The sequence below is a fragment of the Rathayibacter sp. VKM Ac-2759 genome, from assembly GCF_009834225.1.
Classification (GTDB): Bacteria; Actinomycetota; Actinomycetes; order Actinomycetales; family Microbacteriaceae; genus Rathayibacter.
This window is the reverse complement of the sequence record NZ_CP047176.1, coordinates 334951-356395: the sequence shown is the minus strand read 5'-3', so window position 1 is coordinate 356395 and position 21445 is coordinate 334951. Positions and strand designations below refer to the sequence as shown.

Below are 21445 nucleotides of genomic sequence, written 5' to 3'. Positions count from 1 at the left end.
GCTGAAGCCAGCGGGTCTCGATACGCCGCCTTCGGCAGCTACTCGACCAGCGGGCTGGAGTGCGCCGCACAACATCAGCTGAGACGGGGTTGCATCGCCCAGCAGCGGAGGCACCCCACTCTCAGCTGATGTTGTACGGCCACCTCGGGCGAAGCGGCGCCGCGGGTCAGCGCAGCGAGGCCAGGACCGCCTCGAGCTCGTCGACGGCGAAGTCGATCTCGTCGGCGGTCACCACGATCGGGGGCGCGAGACGGATCGTCGAGCCGTGGGTGTCCTTCGCCAGCACCCCGCGCGTCATCAGCGCCTCGCACACCGCTCGACCCGAGGCGAGCGCCGGGTCGATGTCGATGCCGGCCCAGAGCCCTGCGCCGCGGACGGCGACGACTCCGCGCCCGATGAGCTTGACCAGCCGCGCGTGCAGCTGCTCGCCGCGCGCGCGGGCCATCGCCTGGTACTCGCCGGTGGCGAGCATCTCGACGACTGCCAGGCCGACGGCGGCGGCGAGCGGGTTGCCTCCGAACGTCGAGCCGTGCTGCCCGGGCTGCAGCACGCCGAGCACGTCGGCGTTCGCGACGACGGCCGAGACGGGCACGATCCCGCCGCCGAGCGCCTTGCCCAGCAGGTACACGTCGGGGACGACGCCCACCAGGTCGCACGCGAAGGTCGCGCCGGTGCGGCCGAGTCCCGACTGGATCTCGTCGGCAATGAAGAGCACGTTGTGCCGGGAGGTGATCTCGCGCACCGCGGGCAGGTAGTCGGCCGGCGGCACGACGATGCCCGCCTCGCCCTGGATGGGCTCGATCAGCACGGCGACGGTGTCCTCGTCGATCGCGGCCTCGAGGGCGGCCGCGTCGCCGAACGGCACCGTGCGGAAGCCGGGGGTGAACGGCGCGAAGCCCTCGCGCGCCTCCGCGTCGTCGCTGAACGAAATGATCGTGGTCGTGCGGCCGTGGAAGTTGCCCGCGGCGACGATGATGTTCGCGCGGCCCGGCGTCACGCCCTTCACGCGGTAGCCCCAGGCGCGGGCGACCTTGATGCCCGACTCGACCGCCTCCGCTCCGGTGTTCATCGGCAGGACCATGTCCTTGCCGGCCAGCGCGGCGAGCGCCGTGACGAACGGGCCGAGCCTGTCGTTGTGGAACGCGCGGCTGGTGAGGGTGACGCGCGAGAGCTGCGCGCGCGCCGCCTCCAGGAGCACCGGGTGCGAGTGCCCGAAGTTGACGGCGGAGTAGGCGGCCAGGCAGTCGAGGTAGCGGCGCCCCTCGACGTCGGTGATCCACGCGCCCTCACCGGTCGCGGCGACGACGGGCAGCGGGTGGTAGTTGTGCGCGGCGTGCGCCTCCTCCGCGGCGATCAGATCGGCGGATCGGCGGGTCTCGGTGATGCTCATGTCGTTCCTCCTCTGGAGTGGGGGGGGTCAGCGCCGCAGCTCGAGCGTGCAGCACTTGACGCCGCCGCCGCCGAGCAGCAGCTCGGAGAGGTCGACGCCGATCGGGCGGTAGCCGCGCTCGCGCAGCTGGCGCTCGAAGCCGACCGCGCGCGAGGCGATGACGACGTGGAGGCCGTCCGAGAACGAGTTGAGCCCGAGGACGGAGGCGTCCTCCTCCGAGACGAGGATCGCGTCGGGGTAGAGCTCGCGCAGCACGCGGTTGCCCTCGTCGCTGAACGCGCTCGGGAGGTAGGCGATGTTCGTGTCGTCGAGCACGGCGATCGCGGTGTCGAGGTGGTAGAACGACGGGTTCACGAGCTCGAGGGTCACCACCTCGCGGCCGAAGACGCGGGCGACCTCGGCGTGCGAGTCCGAGGCCGAGCGGAATCCGGTGCCCGCGAGGATGCGGTCGCCGACGAGGAGGAAGTCGCCCTCGCCCTCGTTGACCTCCTCGGGGACGCGCACGTCGAAGCCGGCGCCGCGGAACCACTCCATGTAGGCGGGGCCCTCCGGCTGGCGCTCGGGGTAGGTGAAGGAGGCGCCGTAGGCGATGCCGTCGATCACGAAGCCGCCGTTCGCGGCGTAGACCATGTCGGGCAGGCCCGCCTCGGGCTCGATCAACTGCACGTCGAAGCCGAGGCCGACGTAGGTGTCGTAGAGGGTCTGCCACTGGCGCAGCGCCAGATCGGTGTCGGTCGGGACGGCCGGGTCCATCCAGGGATTGATCCGGTAGACGACCGTGAAGTGCTCGGGGCGGCACATCAGGATCGACTTGGCGACGGGGGTGCGGGCGGGTGCGCTGGTGAGCACGGCGGTGTCGGTCATTCGAGTCCTCCTGCGAAAGGCTGCGGATGAGCGGACCGGGTCCAGTGGCTCCGGGCCCCGCGGAGGATCGTCACGGGGTGGAGCACGCTCGCAGCCAGTCTGGCACGCAGGGATCCTGCGATTTCCGCCGTCGCGCGCAGTAATCCGCCGCAAACGCCCCCACCCGCGCTCCGATCAGCCGGCCGCGAGGGCGAGCTCGTTCGGCGTCGCTCCGAGCTCCCCCGTCGCGACGATCTCGCCGGTCGCCAGGTCGACGGCGTGGATCGCGTCCGCAGCCGGCTCGGTGACGTACGCGGTGCCGCCGGCGATCGCGAGGGCGGGGTGCGGATCCTGCCACTGGACCGGCCCCTTCCAGGCGTCGATCACGGGGAGCTCGCCGACGAGCTCGCCCGTCCCGGGGTCGAGCACGTGGATCGACCCGTCGGCGCCGAGGACGTAGGCGAGGTCGCCGGGGCCGCGGGCGATGTCGCGGAAGGTGTACTCCGCGCCGTCCGGCAGGTCGACGACGTCGAGGGTGCCGGCCACCGTGTCGATCAGCGTGACCGCGCCGAGGAGGTAGCCCTCGGCGTCGGGGTCGTCCTTGTAGTCGCCGACGACGATCGGGCTCGTCTCGCTGACGTAGGCGTTGCCCATCCGGCCGTACGGCTGATCGGGAGCGGTGAGCTTGGTGATCGCGCCGTCGCGGTAGAGCAGAGCGCCGTCCTCGCAGCCGAAGACGACGGCCTCGTCGGCGGCCGTGCCCTCGCCGTGCACGCCGGGGCACTGGTCGCTCCCGCCGACGACCGCGCCGGAGGGGTCGCGGACCTCGATGCCGGTCCGGCCGTCGGAGTCGCCGACCGTGGTGAGGAGGGTGCCGTCCTCGAGCACGACCGAGACGCCGTGGTGCGCCTGGACGCCGGGGATCGTCTCGACCTCGGGGAGAGCATCGGAGTCGCCGAGGTCGGCGGTGTCGAAGACGGTCGTGTCGCTCGTGCCGTCGGCGTAGAGGATCGTGCGCCCGGCGTGACGGACGACGTGGCCGGGGGCGTCAGCGGCGAAGACGAGGTCGGTGAGCTCCGGCTCGCCGGCGGTGTCGAGCACCTGGAAGCCGCCGCTCGTCGTGACCAGCACGTGGCGTCCGTCGCCGGCGGGGTTCAGGCGGGTGAACTCCTCCGCATCGAGGTCCGCGAGGGTCTCGAGGGTCGTCCCGTCGAGGACGAGGATCCCGCCGGCGTACGAGACGGCGATCCGGGAGCCGGCGGCCGAGGTGTCGGCGGCCGAGGTGTCGGTGGCCGCGGTGTCGGTGGCCGCGCTGCCGGTGGCACTCGACGAGCAGGCGGCGAGACCCACGGCGGTGCCGAGGGCGAGCAGGGCGGCGCCGGCTCGTCGGAGGTGGGGGATTCGCATGGTGGTTCCTCTTCCTTCGGGAGGGCGCTCAGGGGGAGAGCCCGGTGGCGATGCGCTGCGTGTTCGCGCGCATCATGGCGAGGTAGTCGGGAGCGCCGCCCTCCGGTCCGGTGAGGGACTCGGTGAACAGCTCGACCACCTCCACGCGGACGTCGGCCTCGCTCGCCAGCGCCTGGACGAGCCGGTCGGGCGAGGAGGACTCCGCGAAGATCGTGGGGACTCCGGCGCGCTCGACCGCGTCGACGAGGTCGGCCAGGTCGGAGGCGGACGGAGCGGCGAGGGTCGTGCCGCCGGGGATGACGGCGCCGACGACCTCGAAGTCGAACCGCTCGGCGAGGTAGCCGAAGACGTGGTGGTTCGTGACGAGCGCGCGCCTGCGCTCGGGGAGGGCGGCGAAGGCGGCCGTCATCTCGGCGTCGAGCCGCTCGAGCTCGTCGCGGTAGACGGCGGTGCTCGCGGCGAGGGCCTCGGGATCCACGCCGCCGATCCGCGCGAGGGCCGGCTCGAGCGCGTCGACGACGTCGATCATCCGCGCGGGGTCGGTCCAGAAGTGCGGGTCGGGCCGCCCCTCGGCGTCACCGTCGCTGTAGGCGAGGGCGTCGATCACGTCTCCGGCGACGAACGCCGGGGCGCCCGCCTCCGCCGCGGCGTCGAGGTGCTGCTGCACGCCCTCCTCGAGGCCGAGGCCGTTCGAGACGACGAGGTCGGCCGAGCGGAGGCGCGCCGCCTGCTGCGCCGAGATCTCGAAGGAGTGCGGATCGGCGTCCGGCTCCATCAGCGTCACGACCTCCGCCTCGTCGCCGACGAGCTCGCCCACGACGTCGCCGAGGATGGTGGTCGAGACCATCACGAGCGGCCGGTCGTCCTCGGGGGTCGCGCAGCCCGCGAGCAGCAGGGCGGTGATGGCGACGGCGGCGGAGAGACGTCTCGCGCGCACGGTCAGCGTCCCGTCTCGGCGGTGAACGCCGGCTCGGCGGGAGTCTCGAAGGTCCGCGCGACCCGGGCCCCGTCGGCGTAGTCGATCTCGTGCAGCCGCCGCTCGGCGGGCGCGCTGAGGTAGGCGCGCTGCTGGTCGGCGACGAGGACGGGCGCGCGGCCCGTGGCGAGGGACTCGGCGACCAGCGGCGCGGTCTCGGCCAGCACCGCTCCGTCGGCGCCGTCGAGGACGAGCATCCGGCCGTCCTCGGCGAGGGCGAGCACGTGCCCGTCGGCGTCGTCGACCGCGGTCACCTGCACCAGCGGTGCGGGAGCGGGGAGCAGGGTCCACGACCGCTCGCGGGTGTCCAGCAGCCAGACGCCCTCGCGGCCGGCGAGCCCGGCGACGGTCGGGCGGCCCTCGCGGTTGCCGAACGCGGTGGCGGCGGGCGCCGTCGAGCCCTCGGGGTACGGGAGGCGCTCGACGGCGAGTCCGTCGTCGCCCGCGGAGGCGAGCAGCGCCCCGTCGCTGCAGCCGATGACCGCGCCGACGCGCGTCGTGATCGTGCCGGCCGCGTCCGGGCACGGCTCGACGAGTCCGGTGCGCTCGCCCTCGGAGGTGTACTCGGCGACGGTCGTCCCCGCGCCGGTGCCCTCGGTCACGAGGGCCGAGGACCCGACCGGGACGACGAGCCCCGGCCCGGCCGCCGCGGGGAGGCGGAACCGCTCGACGATCTCGCCGCGCGAGAGCGCCTCCGTGTCGAGGAGCACGGCCTCGCCGGAGCCCTCGGAGCCCTCGAAGTAGAGGCCCGTCCCTCCCGAGGTCGAGAGGTTCGTCGTGGCGACGGTCGCCGCGCCGTCGCCCTCGACCGTGCCGAGGAGTCGCGGCTCGGCGCGGTAGTAGTGGAAGTGGTCGACGTGGTCCCAGGTCCACCGGCCGCTGTCGACGATCTCGACGCCCTCGCTCGTCCGGGCGAAGAGGTAGCGGCCGTCGGTGGTCACCGCCGCGGGCGCTCCGATCGCGCCGAGAGCGGCGGTCGTCTCGTCGAGCAGGTCGAGCTGCGCGACTCCCCCGGCGGGATCGATCGTCACGAGGGCGAGCGGCGGTTCGGCGAGCTCGGCCGCGCCCGCGACCGCGCCGTGCCCCTCACCCTCACCCTCACCCGCACCCGCACCCGCGGAGGGAGGAGCGGGATCGGCGGGAGTGGTCGAGCAGGCGACCAGGCCGAGGGCGAGAGCGCTGAGCAGAGCCGGGGACACGAGACGGAGACGCACGGGGGCCTTTCGAGGAGAGCGGGAGGAGGAGGTCATGCGACGGCCACCGGAGGAGCGAGGCGGGCTCCCAGCGCCCGCAGCGCCCCCGACAGCGCCGCCAGGGCGACCGCGGTCACGGCCACCGAGGCACCGGCCGCGGTCGCCGCGTGCCACGAGACCAGCAGCCCGGCGAACACGGAGGCGACGCCGAAGGCCGCCGCCAGCACGATCCGCGTCGGGATCCGAGTCGTCCACTGCCCCGCCGCGACGGCGGGCGCCAGCAGCAGTCCGACGACCAGCAGCGAGCCGACCGCCTGGTACGACGCGACGACCGCCAAGGTCACCAGGCCGACGAGCGCCGCCTGCGCCGACCGTGGGCCGAGGCCGAGGACCGCCGCGATCCGCGCATCGAGGGCCAGTGCGACGAGCGGCCGGTGGAAGGCCGCGGCCACCCCCAGCCCCACGACCACGGCGATGCCGAGGAGGACGATGTCGACCGGGGTGATCGCGAGGATGTCGCCGAACAGGATCGCCGTCGCGTCCGTCGCGAAGCTCCCCGAGTGCGAGATGATCACGACCCCGACGGCGAGCGTCGAGACGAAGAGCAGGCCGATGCTCGTGTCGTACGAGAGCCGGCCGCGGCGCTGGAGGGCCGCGATGCCGAGGCTCATCACGACCGCGCTGGCCGCTCCCCCGAGCAGCACCGGCAGCCCGAGCACCGTCGCGAGGGCGACCCCGGGGAGCATCCCGTGCGCCAGCGCCTCGCCCAGGAACGCCATCCCGCGGATCACCACCCAGGTGCCGACCACGCCGCAGAGGACGGCCACGAGGCTGCCGCCGACGAGGGCGCGCTGCAGGAAGTCGAGGGCGAACGGCTCGAGGACTCCGGAGGCGGGGAAGGACATGGGGCCCGACCGTATCGAGAATGAGAATGATTATCAAATAGCTAGGATCGAGGCATGCCCCCTTCCTCCGCCCTCGCCTCCCTCCGCGGGATCCGCGTCACTTTCGCCGGCCGCCGCGCCCTCGACGGAGTCGACCTCGACCTCGCGCCGTCGAGCGTCACCGCCCTCGCCGGGCCGAACGGCGCCGGCAAGACCACGCTCCTCGAGGTCGTCGCGGGCACCCGGGCACCCTCCTCCGGCACCCGCTCGGCCACGGCGTCGCTCGCCTTCGTCCCGCAGCGCACCGCCGTCTCCGACCGGCTGCCGGTCACCGTCCGCGATGTCGTCACGGTCGGCTCCTGGGGGCGCGTCGGCCGCCTCCGGCCTCTCGACCGCCGTGCCCGCACCGCCGTCCTCGAGGCGATGGAGCGGCTCGGGATCACGGGCCTCGCGGCCGAGCCCTTCGGCGCCCTGTCCGGCGGCCAGCGGCAGCGCGCCCTGCTCGCCCAGGGCCTGGCCCGCGGGGCCGACCTCCTCCTCCTCGACGAGCCGACGACCGGGCTCGACAGCGCGAGCGGCGAGCGCATCCTCGCCGTCCTGCGCGCCGAGGCCGAGCGCGGAGCCGCCGTGCTCTGCGTCTCGCACGACCCCGCGGTGCTCGGCGCGGCCGACCGCGTGGTGCACCTCGAGGGCGGCGCGGTGCGAGGGGTGGATCGTCGATCCGTGGCACCCGGGCCGCCGGAGCGGTAGAACGGAGTCTCCGACGAGAGGCGGCCCCGTGATCGATCGCGACGGACTGGCGACGTTCCTCCGGCGCCGCCGGGAGGCGCTGCAGCCCGAGGACGTCGGGCTCACCCGCGGCCCGCGCCGCCGCACCGCGGGCCTGCGCCGCGAGGAGGCTGCCGCCCTCTCCCACATGTCGACCGACTACTACGCCCGGCTCGAACGGGGCACGGGGCCGCAGCCGTCGGAGCAGATGATCGCGTCCATCGCGCAGGGCCTGCACCTCTCGCTCGGCGAGCGCGACCACGTCTTCCGGCTCGCCGGCCACACCCCGCCCGCGCGCGGGGTCGCCGGCGACCACATCGCGCCGGGACTGCTCCGCATCCTCGACCGCCTGCACGACACTCCGGCCGAGATCATCACCGAGCTCGGCGAGACGCTGCGGCAGAGCCCGCTCGGCGCGACGCTCCTGGGCGACGCGTCCCTGCGCACCGGCCCGTCGCGCAGCATCGGCTACCGCTGGTTCACCGATCCGGCGGCGAGGGAGGCGTATCCGGAGGAGGACCGCCCGCAGCTCTCGCGGGTGTTCGTCGCGGGACTGCGCGAGATCGCGACCCTCCGCGGTCCGGGCTCCCGTGCGGCGGGTCTCGTCGATCTCGTCGCGTCGCGAAGCGGCGAGTTCCGCGCGCTGTGGGCCGAGCACGAGGCGGGGCTGCGGCCGCCGGCGACCAAACGCTTCGTGCATCCGTCCGTCGGCCTGCTCGAGCTCGAGTGCCAGACCCTCCTCGACCCGGAGCAGTCGCACCGGCTCCTCGTCTACACGGCGGTCCCCGGCAGTGAGAGCGCCGAGAAGCTTGAGCTGCTCGCGGTGGTCGGCTCGCTGGTCTGAGGCGCGGATCGCGCAGCCGTGGATCGCGCAGCCGTGGATCGCGCAGCCGTGGATCGGGAGGCCCTGCCTCCGCCTCGCGCGCCGCCCGAGCATGGAGAGCACACCGACCAGAGGAGCCCCCATGGCACGCAGCACCCCCCTCCCCGATCTCACCGGACGGCTCGCCGTCGTCACCGGCGCCAGCGACGGCATCGGCCGGGTGATCGCCACCCGCCTCGCCGCCGCAGGAGCCGAGATCGTCCTGCCCGTCCGCTCCGCCGCCAAGGGCGAGGCCGCGGTGGAGTCGATCCGCCGTGCGATCCCCGGCGCCGCGGTGAGCACGCGCCCGCTCGACCTCTCCTCCCTCCGCTCGGTCACCGCGCTCGCCGAGAGCCTCGTAGAGGAGGGGCGCCCGCTCGATCTCCTCGTCAACAACGCGGGAGTGATGCAGCCGCCCCAGCGCCAGGTCACCGAGGACGGCTTCGAGCTGCAGTTCGGCACCAACCACGTCGGCCACTTCGCACTGACGCTGGGTCTGATGCCGCTCCTCGAGCACGCCCGCGTCGTGCACCAGACGAGCATCGCCGCCCACGGCGGCTCGATCGACTGGGACGACCTGAACGGCGAGCGCCGCTACGACGTGATGAGGTCGTACGTGCAGTCGAAGATCGCCGTCGCCCTCTTCGCCCTCGAGCTCGACAGCCGGAGCAGGGCGGCCGGCTGGGGCGTCACGAGCACCCTCGCGCACCCCGGTATCTCGCCGACGAACCTCCTCGCGGCGCAGCCCGGACTCGGCCGCCCGCAGCAGGTGAGCGGCCGCGGCCTGATCGAGCTGCTCTCGCGGGTCGGGATCACCGGCACGGTCCAGAGCGCCGCGCAGCCCGCCCTCCTCGCCGCGATCACCCCGGAGGGCGGGAGCTTCTCGGGACCGACCCGCCTGATCGCCGGCCCGGCGGCACTCCGCCCGCTCTGGGCACCGATGCGCCGCCCCGACGACGCCCGCCGCCTCTGGGAGGTCTCGGAGGCCCTGGTCGGCAGCCGCTTCCCGGTGTGAGGCGCGTCGCTACTGGGTCCGCTCGATGATCGCGCGCATCGCGTCGCTCGCCGCGCGCGCATCGCTCCTCTGGATGTGAGTCGCGAGGTCCATGTGCAGCTGGAGGTCCTGGGCGTCGAACCCGTGCAGGCCGAGTCCGTGCAGGGTGCGCTCGTGCAGCGTCTCGTGGATGACGGAGGAGATCTGCGCGAACATCGGGTTGCCGGACGCCCGGAGGATGAGTCCGTGCAGCGCCACGTCCTCGCGCAGGAGAGCCTCGGGATCGGCGTCGGCCGTCGATCCGGCGCTCCACAGCCGGGCCGAGGCGCTCACGACGGCCGCCGCCTCGTGCGGCGTACGCCGGGAGGCCGCGAGACGAGCGGCCTCGGGCTCGACGGCGAGGCGCATCTCGCCGAGGGTCCGGAGGTGGGTCTCGCGCTGCGGCGACCGCAGACGCCAGCGGATGATCTGCGAGTCGAAGAGGTTCCAGGACGTCTCGGGGAGGACCCGGAGGCCGACCCGCCGGCGCGCCTCGAGCAGGCCCATCGAGGCGAGCCCTCGAGCGACCTCGCGGACCACGCTGCGCGATGTCGCCGTCGCCACCTCGATCTCGTCCACCGTCATGACCGTGCCCTCGGGGAGCCGTCCGTCGCAGATGGCGGAGCCGAGCTGATCGTTCAGCTGCGAGGAGCTGCTGCCACCCTTGACGACGGGCGCGAGTGCGAGCAGGCGCGTCACGCGGACCCTCCGAGCGTGCGTGCCGTCACGATGTCACGGGCGTGATCACGAGCTCGTCGATGCAGACGTGCGGAGGGCTGTCGAGGACGAACTGAGCCGCGGCCGCGATGTCGTCGGGAGTCAGCATCGATCCGCGAGCCTCGTCATCGGGGACGATCGGGCGCTGCGCGAGGAACGCGGTGTCCACGTCGCCGGGGCAGAGGCAGCACGCGCGGATGCCGTGGCGCTTCTCCTGCGCGTTCAGCGTGCGCGTCAGCGACGACAGCGCGGTCTTGCTGGCGCTGTAGGCGACGCCGGCGTCCGGGGAGAACTGCCATCCGGCGACCGAGGAGACGAGGACGATGACGCCGTCGCCGGCCTCGCGCATCCCCGGGAGGACGGCGTCGACGACGCGGGCGCAGCCGGTCAGGTTCGTCTCGACGACGGAGGCGAACTCCGTCATCGACTGGTCGCGCCAGTAGCGGTCGGGACGATTGAGGCCGGCGGAGGCGACCAGCCTCGTCACGGGCCCCCAGGCCCGGACGATGTCCCGGTGCACCGCCCGGGGCTCGGAGGGCTCGGCCACATCCATCGGCGCGATCAGGAACTCGCCGCCGACGGACTCCACGGCGTCCGCGGTCTCCCGGAGCATCTCGGGGCGGCGACCGCTCAGCGCCACGCGATGTCCGTGCCGCGCCGCCGAGACGGCGATCGCACGGCCCATTCCGCTGCCGGCGCCGGTCACCCACAGAACGGGACGAGAGTCGGGGAGTGGCATGGTGCTCCGTTCACGAGAATGACTTGTCGACTCGATTCTGCCATCAAGTATGTTTTGAACCCGACGAGAAGAGGATCCAGTGCTGATCGATTTCACCGGCCACGTGGTGGTCGTCACGGGCGCGGGCCAGGGCATCGGCCGCGTCATCGCCGAGTCGTTCGCCGAGGACGGGGCGACGGTCGTCCTGCTCGACGTCGCCGAGCCGCTCCTCCGGGACGTCGGCGCCCACCTCGACGCTCGCGGCCTCGCGAGCGCTCAGTACGTCTGCGACGTGCGCGACGCGGCCGCGGTCGAGCGCGTGATGGACGACGTCGTCTCCCGCTTCGGCCGTATCGACACGCTGATCAACAACGCCGGGGTGAACGTCGTGGGCCTGATCGAGGACCTCGACGTCGACTCGTGGGACCGGTGCTTCGAGGTCAACGTGCGCGGCACCTTCACCACCTGCAAGGCGGTGCTCCCCGTGATGAAGCGGCAGCGGCGGGGGCGGATCATCAACGCCGCGTCCTTCGCGGCGATCGTCCCCAGCGTCGGCGGCGCGGCCTACGCCGCCTCCAAGGCGGCGGTGGTCCAGTTCACTCGGACCCTCGCCGGCGAAGCGGGCCCCTGGAACATCACCGCCAACTCCTACGCCCCCGGCATGGTCCCCACCGCGATGAACGGGTTCGCCGAGCTGTCGGAGGAGGGCCAGGCCGAGAAGCTGGACATGCTGGCGGTGCGCCGCTGGGGCGAGGCCCAGGACATCGCCGATCTGCTGCGGTTCGTGGCCAGCGACTTCGCGGGCTACATCACCGGCACCCTGCTCGAGGTGAGCGGAGGCAAGCTCGCCACGCAGACCGCCAGGGCCGCCACCGAGCAGCGTCCGTAGAGGCGCGAGCCTCAGCGCACCCCGCCCCGCTCCTCCGCCAGCCGCCCCGCCACGCGGTAGGCCAGCGCCAGCACCGTCAGCACCGGATTCACGCCACCGTTCGTGACGTGCAGCGAGGCGTCGGCGATCGTGAGGTTGTCGTGGCCCCAGACGCGGCCCCAGCGGTCGGTGACCGAGGTCGCCGGATCGAGGCCCATCCGGCAGGTGCCCGCCTGGTGCTGGCCGCGGCTCGGGCCGGCGTCGGGCAGGTGGCGGAGGCGGTAGGTCGACGCGGCGCCGCTCGCGCGCAGCCAGTCGACGGCGCGGTCGGCCGCGAAGTCCGCGGTGCGCAGGTCCTCGGGGTGGACGCCTCCCGACAGGCGCGCGGCGGGAAGGCCCCAGCGGTCGAGCACCGACGGGTCGACCGTGACCCGCGACTCCGGCGACGGCACCTCCTGGACCGGGCCCATCACGACCAGCAGCCGCGGGAACAGCTCGCGCATCGCCCGCTTCGACTCCGCGCCGTGCCGGGGGACCAGGCCGAGGCCGACCGCCGAGTAGTACAGAGACAGAGGAGTGGGCACGAAGTCGTTCGCGAGCATCGCGCCGCCGATGATCCCGGGGTTCGCGTGGCGGTGATCCGTCGTGGCGATGCCGGGGCCGGGGCCCACGCTGTCCCGCACGGGCTCGTCGAAGAGCCCCCAGGCGCCCGCGTACACGTGCGACTGCAGATGCCGGCCGACCTGGTCGTGCCGGTTCCCCAGGCCCGCGGGCTCGGAGGCGCTCGCGCTGTTCAGGAGCAGCCGCGCGGTCTCGACGGCACCGGCCGCGAGCACCACGTCGTCGGCCGACACCTCGAGCGTCCGCTCCCCCACGATGCGCACCCCGGCGACCCGGCCGTCGGCGTCCGTCAGCACCCGCGCCACCTGCGCGCCGGTCAGCACATCGCACCGCCCGGTCGCGACGGCGCGCGGGATCACCGTGTTGCGGGTGTCGGTCTTGAACTCACCCGGGCACGCGAAGCCGACGCAGCTCGCGCAGCGGATGCACGCCCCGCGCCCGTTGTAGGGGGTCGTGTTGATCAGCAGCGGCACGTCCGTGGTGCCGAGCCCGAGCGCCGCGGCACCCGCGGCCAGGCGCGCGGAGTCGAGCGCGTGCGGGAACGGCGGCATCGGGTAGCCGCGCCGCCGCGGGCCGGCTGTCGCGTCTCCGGCGGCGTCGCCCGACACCCCGAGCTCCCACTCGGCCCGGTCGTAGTCGGCCTCGAGATCGTCGTAGGCGAGGGGCCAGTCGGCCAGCGAGCTGCCCTCCGGCACCCCGTAGGTCGACGCCATGGCGAAGTCCTCGGGGCAGAAGCGCCAGGCCTGCGCACCGTAGACGCGCGTGCCTCCGCCGACGGTCAGCGCGTTGTTGCCCCAGCGCGGGTCGGTCGCGAGCAGCGTCGTCGCGGCGCCTCCCGGCGTCGGCACCACGCGCGGGTGCCCCGCCGACGGCGGGTCGACGCGGGTCTCGTAGCCGAGCGAGAGGCGCTGGCTGCGGAGGTGGTCGACCGGCAGAGCGGAGGCGGCGAGCCAGCTCCCCCGCTCGACCAGCAGCACGCGCAGGCCCGCCTCGGCGAGGACGCAGGCCGCGACTCCGCCGCCCGCTCCCGCGCCGACGACCACCGCGTCGTAGTGCGGCCGCACGTCGCTCCACGCCGTCACGGGCGCGGCCGACTCGGTCAGCCGGGGCCACTGCGTTCCCTCGGGCCGCGGGCGGTAGCCGATCATCGACCACGAGGCGCCGTCGCGGTTGCCGCCGTTGCCGGGGTCGCCGTAGTAGCCCTGGATCACGAGGTCGGCGAGCTGGGCGAGGGCCTCGTCGTCCGAGCCGGCCTCGAGTGCGGCGAGCGCCGGCTCCGCGAGATCCCGGCGCTCGCCCGTGAGCATCGCCCGCAGGAACTCCGGCGCCCCGACCTCCCAGGCCGACGGGTGCTCGTCGGCGGGGACGACGCTCTCGACGAAGGCGCGGAGCGCGGGGTGGGCGAGGAGCGCCTCCGCCGGATCCATCAGGCCAGCGCGGTGGGGGCGGCGAGGAGCTGGGCGGCAGCGACCGCGCCGAGCACTCCCGAGCGGTCGCCGAGCTCCGGAGGCACCATGAAGTCCCACGGGTCGGCCGCGATCGGGTGCCCCGCCAGCGGTCCGCCGGTGACGACCGTGAGCTGGCGGCGCGCCTCGTCGAGCAGCCCCGGGGCCTTGACGACCCCGCCGCCGACGGCGACCCGCTCGACGCCCGTGCTGTACGAGATGGCGGCGACCGCCTGCGCGACGTAGTAGCCGAGGATCTCGAACGCCTCCCGCTCGACGCGCGAGGGCAGGTGCGACGAGTCGGCGCCCCAGCGCGCGAGCACCGACGGGCCGGCCGCGAGCCCCTCGAGGCAGTCGCCGTGGAACGGGCAGCTGCCCGGGAAGTCGTCGGCCGGGTGGCGGCGGACGAGGAGGTGCCCCACCTCCGGAGCGCCGTTGCTGTGCAGGACGCGGCCGTCGATGACCACGCCGATGCCGACTCCGGTGCCGAAGGTGGCGTAGGCGAGCGAGCCGACATCGCGGCCCGCGCCCCAGCGCTGCTCGCCGAGCGCCGCCCCGGAGACGTCGCTGACGAGGGCGAGCGGCTGGCTCACGTGCGCGGCGAGGCGCTCGAGCAGCTTCGTGTTGGCCCAGCCCGGCTTCGAGGTGCCGGTGATCCAGCCGTAGCGCGGGCGCGCCGGGTCGACGTTGACCGGGCCGAAGGAGGCGATGCCCACGGCGTCGACGCCGAGCTCGCGGTCGGCGTCCTGCACGAACTCGACGATCCGCGCGATGGTCTCGCTCGGAGTCGTCGTCGGGAAGCGGCGGGTCATGACCAGCTCGGTCGGCGCGGACTCGTCCACGACACCGCAGACGACCTTCGTGCCACCGGTCTCGATGCCAGCGAGCATCAGCTCTCCCCTTCTCGGACGCCCCGTGCGCAGACGAGTCGACCCCGGACGGACGTCCTCGAAGCTGCGCGGGCTCCCTCAGTAAAGGGCTCATGTCCCACGTTGTCAAGATTGGACGCGGCGCGCTCGGCGCGTCACTCCGGGCCGCGGAGGGGCACCCCGCGGCCGTACGATCTCCCTATGACTGACGTGGACATCCCCGATCCGGTCGGCGCTGCGGGCCGGGCCACGGTGGCCGATGTCGCCCGCCTCGCCGGCGTCAGCATCAAGACCGCGTCCCGCGCGCTCAACAACTCGCCGAACGTCAAGGCGAGCACCCGCGCGCGCGTGCTGCAGGCCTCCGGCGCCCTGCGCTTCCGCCCCAATGCGATGGCGCGCGAGCTGCGACAGGGCCGCCCCGCCACCGCCGTCGCCTTCGTGATGGGCGATCTGACGAACCCCTTCTACTCGCAGGTCGCGATGGGCGTGAGCGCGGCGACCGCCGAGCGCGGCTTCACCCTGGTGATGGCCGCCTCCGGAGACGAGGAGAGCCGCGAGCGCCCCACCGTCGACAGCATGCTCGAGCGCCGCGTCTCGGCACTGCTGCTCGTCCCCATCGCCGACGACCACTCCTACCTCGAGGGCGAGCGCCAGCTCGGCACGCCCATCGTCGCGGTCGACCGCCCGCTCTCCAACGCGGCCAGCGACTCCGTCGTCTTCGACAACCGCGGAGGCGCCCGCTCGGCGACCCTGGCCCTCGCGGACGCCGGCTACACCCGCATCGGCTTCGTCGGCAGCTCGAGCCACCTGTACACCCACCGCGAGCGCCGCCTCGGCTACCACGACGCCCTCGTGATCCGCGGCCTCGAGCAGGACGCGGCCCTCGTCAGCGACGACGCCGCCACGATCGAGGCGGCCGACGCGGCCACGACCGCCCTCCTCCGCCTCGCCTCCCCGCCCGACTCGATCCTCGCCGGCAACAACCGCGCCACCTTCGGAGCCTTCCGCGCGATCCAGCGCGAGGGCGGCACGACCGCCCTGATCGGCTTCGACGACTTCGAGCTCGCCGAGCCCCTCGGCGTCTCGGTCGTCTCGCACAGCCCGCAGGAGATGGGCCGGATGGCGGCGACGCTGGCGCTGCGCCGCATCGACTCCCTCGACGGCGGCCTCGAGCAGATCGTGCTGCCGACCCAGCTGACGCTGCGGCGCTCGCACCGGGGATTCCCGCGGGTGTGAGGGCGCGTTCGGCGGCTGCGGTGCCGGCCGTTGCCCGGCCGCCGCGAGCCGCGGCCGAGAACCGCCCGGTCGTCCTCCACAGGGCGAGTTCTCCGGCGGGTCGCCCCCGAGGGGTGCGCTGACGTGAGCGAACGTCGATAGCCGCTGGTTGACTTCGGGCATGGAGACGATCGGAACGGCGGAGGCGGTGCTCGCGGAGGTGCGCGAGTGCGGCGACGAGGTCGCGGGCGAGGACCGCTCGATCGCGCCGCGCCGCCTCGCCACGGCCGAGCGGCTGTACGCGGGGCACCGTCGGGCGCTCGAGTCGCCGGAGTCGTTCGCGCGCGGGCTGCGACTGTCGCGGAGCGAGGCGAACGATCTCGCGGAGCGCTCGATCCGTGCCGAGCTCGCTGTCGCCATGGGCACCTCCGAACGGGCCGTGGCACGGCGGATCGAGCACGCGCAACTGCTCGTCGAGGACCTCCCCCGCACCCGCGCAGCGCTCGCGGACGCGCTGATCCTCTGGGAGTCCGGCGAGCTGATCTGCGCGACCGCCGCCACCCTCCCCACCGAGTCGCGCGCCGCGCTCGATGAACGCGCAGCCGAAGCAGCACTCGCCATGACCCCGACGCAACTGCGGCGCTCCCTGGCCCTGTGGCGGGAGCAGCTGCACGACCAGCCCCTCACCGTCCGGCACGCCCGCGCGCGAGACGACCGCGCGGTGTGGGTCACTCCCGAGATCGACGGGATGGCGACCCTGCGCGCCTACCTTCCGGCGCAGGTGACGGTCGGCGCCTACCACCGCCTCGACCGGATCGCCCGCGCCCTCCGCGAAGGCTCCGACGGCGACCCCCGCTCCCTCTCGCAGTTGCGCGCCGACGCCTTCGCCGACCTGCTCTGCGACGGGGACATCAGCGGCACCACTCCCCTCTCCGACAGCGAGACGCCTTCGCCGACGTTCGTCCCCGGCATCCGCGCCGAGGTGCGACTGACCCTCCCTGCGACGACCGCGGCCGGACTCGACGACGCCTCCGCCGACCTCGACGGCTACGGACCCGTCCCCGCCGACCTCGCGCGCGCACTGGCCGGCGCCGGAGCGTCCTTCACCCGAGTGCTCACCGACCCCGACACCGGCACCGTCACCTCGGTCGGCCGCACCCAGCGTGTCCCACCGCCGCAGATGCGCCTGCACCTGCAGCTGCGGGACCAGACCTGCCGCTTCCCCGGCTGCACCCGGCCCGCGTCCACCAGCGAGGCCGACCACACGATCGAATGGCGCAACGGTGGTGAGACCGCGCTCGAGAACCTGGCCTCGCTCTGCACCGCCCACCACCACGTCCGACACGGCGACCGGTGGACCTACGCCCTCCACCCCGACGGCACCGCCGACTGGACCACCCCCACCGGACGCCACGTCACCACGCGGCCGGCCGCGCTCCCCGGCAGCTCCCCGTCACCGAGATTCACCGAGGCGCCGCCACCGTTCTGAGCACACCGTCGAGCGGGATCAGCGCCCGAACACCTGTTCCCGCAGCTCGTCCAGCCGAGCCAATCGCGCGGGCGACTCGTCTCGCGCCCCCAGACAGCTGATCGGCCCGTGCAGAAGTACGCGCAGGAGGCCGGAGAGTCCGATCGCTCGCCCGGGCCCTTCCCGCACGCCCTCGCCGCCGTAGCCCTCGGCCAGAGACATCTGGTGCAGCGACGACACCTCGAGCGGGAGAATGCTCCGATGAGCACCCCACGCCGCCCCGACGTCACGACCGTCGAGCTGGTCGGCGGCGCCGAGCCGCTCCGCGTCGGGCTGCAGCCCTACGACGACGGCTGGCCCGCCCGCTACGAGGAGCACCGCCGCCGGATCCTCGGTACCCTGACCGGCGTCGAGGTCGAGCACATCGGCTCCACCTCGGTCCCCGGCCTCGCCGCCAAGCCGATCATCGACATCGTCCTCGCGGTCGCGGACATCACCGCGGAGGAGGACTACCTCGACTCTCTTCTCGCGGCGGGCTACGAGCTCCGGGTCCGCGAGCCCGGTCACCGTCTCGTGCGGACGCCGGGCCGCGACGTCCACGTGCACGTCTACGAGCGCGGTGCCCGGGAGATCGACGACTACCTCCTGCTCCGCGACCGCCTGCGCGCCGACCCGGAGGAGCGCACCCTCTACGAGAGCACCAAGACGACACTGCTCGAGCGCGCCTGGGACGATATGAACGCCTACGCCGACGCCAAGACCGCGGTCGTCCTCGCCATCCGCGAGCGCGCCCGGGCGGCCCGCGACGCACGGTAGCGCCGCCCCCGCTCAGCCCGCCTGGATCGCGTGCAGCCCCGCGTACACGCCCTCGGCGGCGAGCAGCTCGTCGTGCGTCCCGCACTCGACAACCCGGCCCGCCTCGAGCACCACGATGCGGTCGGCCGAGCGGATGGTCGACAGCCGGTGCGCGACCACCAGCGTCGTGCGCCCCTCGCGCAGGCGCAGTAGCGCCTCCTGCACCAGCTGCTCCGACTCACTGTCGAGCGCGCTGGTCGCCTCGTCGAGGAGCAGGATGCGCGGGTCGCGGATCAGCGCGCGGGCGATCGAGATCCGCTGCCGCTGACCGCCGGAGAGACGCGCGCCCTTCTCGCCGAGGAGGGTGTCGAGGCCGCGCGGCAGGCTCTCGACCAGGTCCCACGCGTTCGCGTCCCGGAGCGCGCGGCGCACCTGCTCGTCGTCGACGTCCTCGAGCCCGTAGGTGACGTTCTCGCGGATGCTTCCCGTGAACAGCACCGAGTCCTGGGGCACGACCGACACGGCTCCGCGCACCCGGCGCAGGTCGAGGGTGTTCATGTCGACCTCGTCGAGCAGGATCCGCCCCCCGGTGGGCCGCAGGAACCCGAGCGCGAGGTTCAGCACCGTCGACTTGCCCGAGCCCGAGCGGCCGACGAACGCGACGGTCTCGCCCGGTCGGATGTCGAGGTCGAGGTCGCGCACGGCCGGGGAGTCGGCGTCCGGATACCGGAAGGACACCCCCTCGAATCGGAGGCGGCCGACGACGCGGCCGGGCGTGGCCATGCCCTCGTTGCGCTCGACGTCGGGCTCCTCCAGCACCTCGGCGATGGAGCGGAGCGACTCTCGCCCCTTCGTAATGAGGGGCGCGAGGTTGAGCAGGTTCACGATCGAATTGGTCAGCATCACGAAGTAGGTGCTCAGCAGCACGACCTGGCCCGCCGACACCGGCAGCACGCCCGTCACTGAGATGACCGCCGCTCCGATCAGGCAGGCGATCGAGAGGAACTGGAACGCCACCCACGCCAGGGCGGTGAAGCGTCCGTTCAGCACGTCGAGCGAGAAGCCGGAGTCGCGCACCGTCTGCGCGCTCTGGTTCATCCGCCGGGTCGCGACGCCCTCGAGGCCGTGCGCGCGGGTGATCGGCAGGAGCGACGCCATCTCGCCGACCTGCGACGAGAAGTGCTCGACGTCGCGGCGGAACCGCTCGTTGCGGCTCGCCGAGCGCTTCCGCACGCCGGCGACGAGGGCCACCGAGAGCGGCACGACCAGCACGAACAGCACCAGGAACCCGGGCACCTGCACCGCGACCACGGCGAGCGCGCCGAGGATCACGCCGAGCGCGCTGAGCAGCGGGTTCGCGCCCTGCTGCAGCATCAGCTCGACGTTCTCGACGTCGCGCACGACCTTGGTCTGCATCACCGACGAGCTCGAGCGCGTGTGGAAGCCGATCGAGAGCTCCTGCAGCCGGTGCGCGAGCTGGTTGCGCAGCGAGACGCCGAGGTCGCGCACGGTCGACATGAACAGCCGGACGAAGAGCTGCGCCGCCGGGTAGTTGAGGGCGACGAGCACGAGCGCGCCCGCCCCGAGCGCCAGCAGGGTCGCCGGCGATCCGCCGGTCACGACCGTGTCGATCACGGAGGAGGTGATGACCGGGAGCACCCAGATCGGGCTGTCCTTGACCAGGTAGGCGAGCACCGCCAGCACGAGGCGCCACCGGGCAGGGCGGAGGGAGGCGACGAGCCCCCCGAGAGGCCGTCGCGCGGTGATGACGGGATGCAGCCCCCGCGGATGACGTCTCTGGCCCACGATGTCATCGTAGGCACACGCACCCCCGTCCGGGAAGACCGGCGAGCGCTCTCCACCGCCGTACGGCCCGCGCGCACCGGCGATCGGGGCCCCGATCACGATCATGACAACGATGGTACAAATTGCTTGACTCGTTCCGGAGGGCCCGTGTACCGTCCCCCGGAGACAGGGCAGCCGCCACACGGCTCGATCCGTCGGTCAAAGACGATCACGAAGGAGACACCATGAACATTCGGCGCGTCATCGCAGTCGGAGGCGTCCTCGCTCTCGCCGCCGGCCTCGCAGCCTGCTCCGGCGGAGGCGATTCCGGCGGCGGCACGGACGGCACCCCCTCCGGGGAGATCACCGTCCTCACCCAGCGCACCGACCTCATCCAGGACGGCACGTTCGACGAGTACGCGAAGCAGTTCACGGAGGCGTACCCCGGCACCTCGGTCAAGTTCGAGGGCATCACGAACTACGAGCAGGACGTCACGACCCGGCTCTCCTCCGGCAACATCGGCGACGTCCTCGCCCTGCCGACCTCGGTCGCTCCGGATCAGTTCTCGGCCTTCTTCGAGCCGCTCGGCACCACCGACGAGCTCTCGAAGACCTACCGCTTCACCGCGCCGAAGGCCTACGAGGGCACCGCGTACGGCATCGCCCAGTTCGGCAACACGATGGGCTTCGTCTACAACAAGAGGGTCTGGAGCGAGGCCGGAGTCACCGGCACGCCGACCACGCCCGACGAGTTCCTCGCCGACCTGCAGCTGATCAAGGACAACACCGACGCGACGCCGTACTACACGAACTACAAGGACGCGTGGCCGCTGTCGCAGTGGAACGGCGACCCGAGCGTGTTCGGCGACGCCGACGCGACCAACGCGCTGAACAGCGACGAGACCCCGTGGACGGGAGACGACTCCTACGTCGGCATCTCGGACGGCCTGCTCTTCGACATCGTGAAGAACGGCCTCTCGGAGGCCGACCCGACCACGACCGCGTGGGAGGGCTCGAAGGCCATGATCGCCACCGGCGAGGTCGCCACGATGTACCTCGGCTCCTGGGCGATCCAGCAGATGAAGGACGCGGCCACCACCGCCGGCACCGACCCCGCCGACATCGGCTACATGCCCTTCCCCTACCAGGCCGACGGGAAGTTCGTCGCGACCCTCGCCCCCGACTACTTCAGCGCGATCAACAAGAAGTCGGACAACAAGGCGACGGCCATGGCCTGGATCGAGTGGTTCACGCTCGAGTCCGACTACGCCGCCAAGTCCGGCGCCATCGGCACCGCCGTCGACAGCCCGAACCCCGACACGCTCGCCGACTTCACCGACCTGGGCGTCGAGTACCTCGAGCAGGACGCCGCCCCCGCCGGCGAGGAGAGCGTGCAGGCCGACATCATCAAGTCATCGCAGGTCGACCTGACCGGAGGCATCTACCGCCAGAAGCTCGTCGACATCGCCCGCGGTGCCGCCGACGGAGACAAGGAGTCGGCCTTCGCCGATCTCGACTCCCGCTGGGCCGAGGGCATCGCCTCGCTCCAGTGATCGACTCCGGTGGCGGGGCGCTCGCGTCCCGCCAC

19 protein-coding genes are annotated in these 21445 nt (G+C 73.3%); 8 read left to right on the top strand and 11 right to left on the bottom strand.

Going from position 1 to position 21445, the window contains the following annotated elements; genetic code table 11:
- Nucleotides 1-166: 166 nt before the first annotated feature.
- From rocD to aztB, 6 genes are all read right to left on the bottom strand, one after another.
- Nucleotides 167-1390, bottom strand: a complete 1224-nt coding sequence (gene rocD / locus GSU68_RS01635) for an ornithine--oxo-acid transaminase (protein WP_159905390.1) — start codon at nt 1388-1390, stop codon at nt 167-169.
- A gap of 27 nt (nt 1391-1417) precedes the next feature.
- Nucleotides 1418-2254 (bottom strand): dimethylargininase, encoded by an 837-nt coding sequence (gene ddaH, locus GSU68_RS01630; protein ID WP_159905389.1) that lies wholly within the window; start codon nt 2252-2254, stop codon nt 1418-1420.
- Between the two features lie 174 nt (nt 2255-2428).
- Nucleotides 2429-3640 carry a zinc metallochaperone AztD gene (gene aztD, locus GSU68_RS01625; RefSeq protein WP_159905388.1) on the bottom strand — a complete coding sequence of 404 codons (1212 nt, stop codon included), beginning with the start codon at nt 3638-3640 and terminating at the stop codon, nt 2429-2431.
- A gap of 28 nt (nt 3641-3668) precedes the next feature.
- Nucleotides 3669-4577 (bottom strand): zinc ABC transporter substrate-binding protein AztC, encoded by a 909-nt coding sequence (aztC, locus tag GSU68_RS01620; protein WP_244259358.1) that lies wholly within the window; start codon nt 4575-4577, stop codon nt 3669-3671.
- Between the two features lie 2 nt (nt 4578-4579).
- Nucleotides 4580-5830: an ABC transporter gene (locus tag GSU68_RS01615; protein ID WP_208544626.1), complete on the bottom strand. Its 1251-nt coding sequence runs from the start codon at nt 5828-5830 to the stop codon at nt 4580-4582.
- 32 nt (nt 5831-5862) lie between these two features.
- Nucleotides 5863-6714, bottom strand: coding sequence for a zinc ABC transporter permease AztB (gene aztB / locus GSU68_RS01610; RefSeq protein WP_159905386.1), 852 nt, complete (start codon nt 6712-6714; stop codon nt 5863-5865).
- A 54-nt stretch (nt 6715-6768) separates the two neighbouring features.
- Between aztB and aztA the strand changes: the two genes are divergently transcribed.
- The 3 genes from aztA (at nt 6769) to GSU68_RS01595 (ending at nt 9338) form a co-directional block, all read left to right on the top strand.
- Complete coding sequence (gene aztA / locus GSU68_RS01605; RefSeq protein WP_159905385.1) at nt 6769-7443, top strand: zinc ABC transporter ATP-binding protein AztA; 675 nt, start codon at nt 6769-6771, stop codon at nt 7441-7443.
- Between the two features lie 28 nt (nt 7444-7471).
- On the top strand, nt 7472-8305 hold the full coding sequence (locus tag GSU68_RS01600) for a helix-turn-helix transcriptional regulator (protein ID WP_159905384.1): 834 nt from the start codon (nt 7472-7474) through the stop codon (nt 8303-8305).
- A gap of 121 nt (nt 8306-8426) precedes the next feature.
- On the top strand, nt 8427-9338 hold the full coding sequence (locus GSU68_RS01595; protein WP_159905383.1) for an SDR family oxidoreductase: 912 nt from the start codon (nt 8427-8429) through the stop codon (nt 9336-9338).
- A gap of 9 nt (nt 9339-9347) precedes the next feature.
- Here GSU68_RS01595 and GSU68_RS01590 read toward each other — a convergent pair whose 3' ends face one another.
- Nucleotides 9348-10055: an FCD domain-containing protein gene (locus GSU68_RS01590; RefSeq protein WP_159905382.1), complete on the bottom strand. Its 708-nt coding sequence runs from the start codon at nt 10053-10055 to the stop codon at nt 9348-9350.
- Between the two features lie 25 nt (nt 10056-10080).
- A complete protein-coding gene (locus GSU68_RS01585; protein WP_159905381.1) occupies nt 10081-10812 on the bottom strand; it encodes an SDR family oxidoreductase in 732 nt (243 codons plus the stop codon).
- A gap of 79 nt (nt 10813-10891) precedes the next feature.
- On the opposite strand from GSU68_RS01585, the gene GSU68_RS01580 reads away from it, so the two are divergent.
- A complete protein-coding gene (locus GSU68_RS01580; protein WP_159905380.1) occupies nt 10892-11680 on the top strand; it encodes an SDR family NAD(P)-dependent oxidoreductase in 789 nt (262 codons plus the stop codon).
- An 11-nt stretch (nt 11681-11691) separates the two neighbouring features.
- Here the strand turns inward: GSU68_RS01580 and GSU68_RS01575 are convergent, their stop codons facing one another.
- The gene (locus GSU68_RS01575) at nt 11692-13707 is read right to left on the bottom strand and encodes a GMC oxidoreductase (protein WP_159905379.1); all 2016 of its coding nucleotides are present in this window, start codon (nt 13705-13707) and stop codon (nt 11692-11694) included.
- Entirely contained in the window at nt 13707-14615 is a 909-nt protein-coding gene (locus GSU68_RS01570) for an ROK family protein (RefSeq protein ID WP_159905378.1), read from the bottom strand. Before GSU68_RS01570 ends, GSU68_RS01575 begins: the two co-directional genes overlap by 1 nt.
- A 180-nt stretch (nt 14616-14795) precedes the next feature.
- Here GSU68_RS01570 and GSU68_RS01565 point away from each other — a divergent pair, with 180 nt between their 5' ends.
- From GSU68_RS01565 to GSU68_RS01555, 3 genes are all read left to right on the top strand, one after another.
- The gene (locus GSU68_RS01565; protein ID WP_159905377.1) at nt 14796-15830 is read left to right on the top strand and encodes a LacI family DNA-binding transcriptional regulator; all 1035 of its coding nucleotides are present in this window, start codon (nt 14796-14798) and stop codon (nt 15828-15830) included.
- A gap of 160 nt (nt 15831-15990) precedes the next feature.
- Complete coding sequence (locus tag GSU68_RS01560; protein WP_159905376.1) at nt 15991-17298, top strand: HNH endonuclease signature motif containing protein; 1308 nt, start codon at nt 15991-15993, stop codon at nt 17296-17298.
- Between the two features lie 240 nt (nt 17299-17538).
- On the top strand, nt 17539-18093 hold the full coding sequence (locus tag GSU68_RS01555) for a GrpB family protein (RefSeq protein WP_159905375.1): 555 nt from the start codon (nt 17539-17541) through the stop codon (nt 18091-18093).
- A 12-nt stretch (nt 18094-18105) separates the two neighbouring features.
- Here the strand turns inward: GSU68_RS01555 and GSU68_RS01550 are convergent, their stop codons facing one another.
- Entirely contained in the window at nt 18106-19878 is a 1773-nt protein-coding gene (locus tag GSU68_RS01550) for an ABC transporter ATP-binding protein (RefSeq protein ID WP_244259357.1), read from the bottom strand.
- A 224-nt stretch (nt 19879-20102) separates the two neighbouring features.
- Here GSU68_RS01550 and GSU68_RS01545 point away from each other — a divergent pair, with 224 nt between their 5' ends.
- Complete coding sequence (locus tag GSU68_RS01545; protein WP_159905373.1) at nt 20103-21410, top strand: extracellular solute-binding protein; 1308 nt, start codon at nt 20103-20105, stop codon at nt 21408-21410.
- The last annotated feature ends 35 nt before the right edge of the window (nt 21411-21445 follow it).

Bases quoted from the DNA above. Each gene is read 5' to 3' on its own strand.
- rocD (WP_159905390.1), bottom strand. From the start codon at position 1,390: ATGAGCATCACCGAGACCCGCCGATCCGCCGATCTGATCGCCGCGGAG.
- ddaH (WP_159905389.1), bottom strand. From the start codon at position 2,254: ATGACCGACACCGCCGTGCTCACCAGCGCACCCGCCCGCACCCCCGTC.
- aztD (WP_159905388.1), bottom strand. From the start codon at position 3,640: ATGCGAATCCCCCACCTCCGACGAGCCGGCGCCGCCCTGCTCGCCCTC.
- aztB (WP_159905386.1), bottom strand. From the start codon at position 6,714: ATGTCCTTCCCCGCCTCCGGAGTCCTCGAGCCGTTCGCCCTCGACTTC.
- aztA (WP_159905385.1), top strand. From the start codon at position 6,769: ATGCCCCCTTCCTCCGCCCTCGCCTCCCTCCGCGGGATCCGCGTCACT.
- GSU68_RS01595 (WP_159905383.1), top strand. From the start codon at position 8,427: ATGGCACGCAGCACCCCCCTCCCCGATCTCACCGGACGGCTCGCCGTC.
- GSU68_RS01585 (WP_159905381.1), bottom strand. From the start codon at position 10,812: ATGCCACTCCCCGACTCTCGTCCCGTTCTGTGGGTGACCGGCGCCGGC.
- GSU68_RS01575 (WP_159905379.1), bottom strand. From the start codon at position 13,707: ATGGATCCGGCGGAGGCGCTCCTCGCCCACCCCGCGCTCCGCGCCTTC.
- GSU68_RS01570 (WP_159905378.1), bottom strand. From the start codon at position 14,615: ATGCTCGCTGGCATCGAGACCGGTGGCACGAAGGTCGTCTGCGGTGTC.
- GSU68_RS01565 (WP_159905377.1), top strand. From the start codon at position 14,796: ATGACTGACGTGGACATCCCCGATCCGGTCGGCGCTGCGGGCCGGGCC.
- GSU68_RS01560 (WP_159905376.1), top strand. From the start codon at position 15,991: ATGGAGACGATCGGAACGGCGGAGGCGGTGCTCGCGGAGGTGCGCGAG.
- GSU68_RS01555 (WP_159905375.1), top strand. From the start codon at position 17,539: ATGAGCACCCCACGCCGCCCCGACGTCACGACCGTCGAGCTGGTCGGC.
- GSU68_RS01545 (WP_159905373.1), top strand. From the start codon at position 20,103: ATGAACATTCGGCGCGTCATCGCAGTCGGAGGCGTCCTCGCTCTCGCC.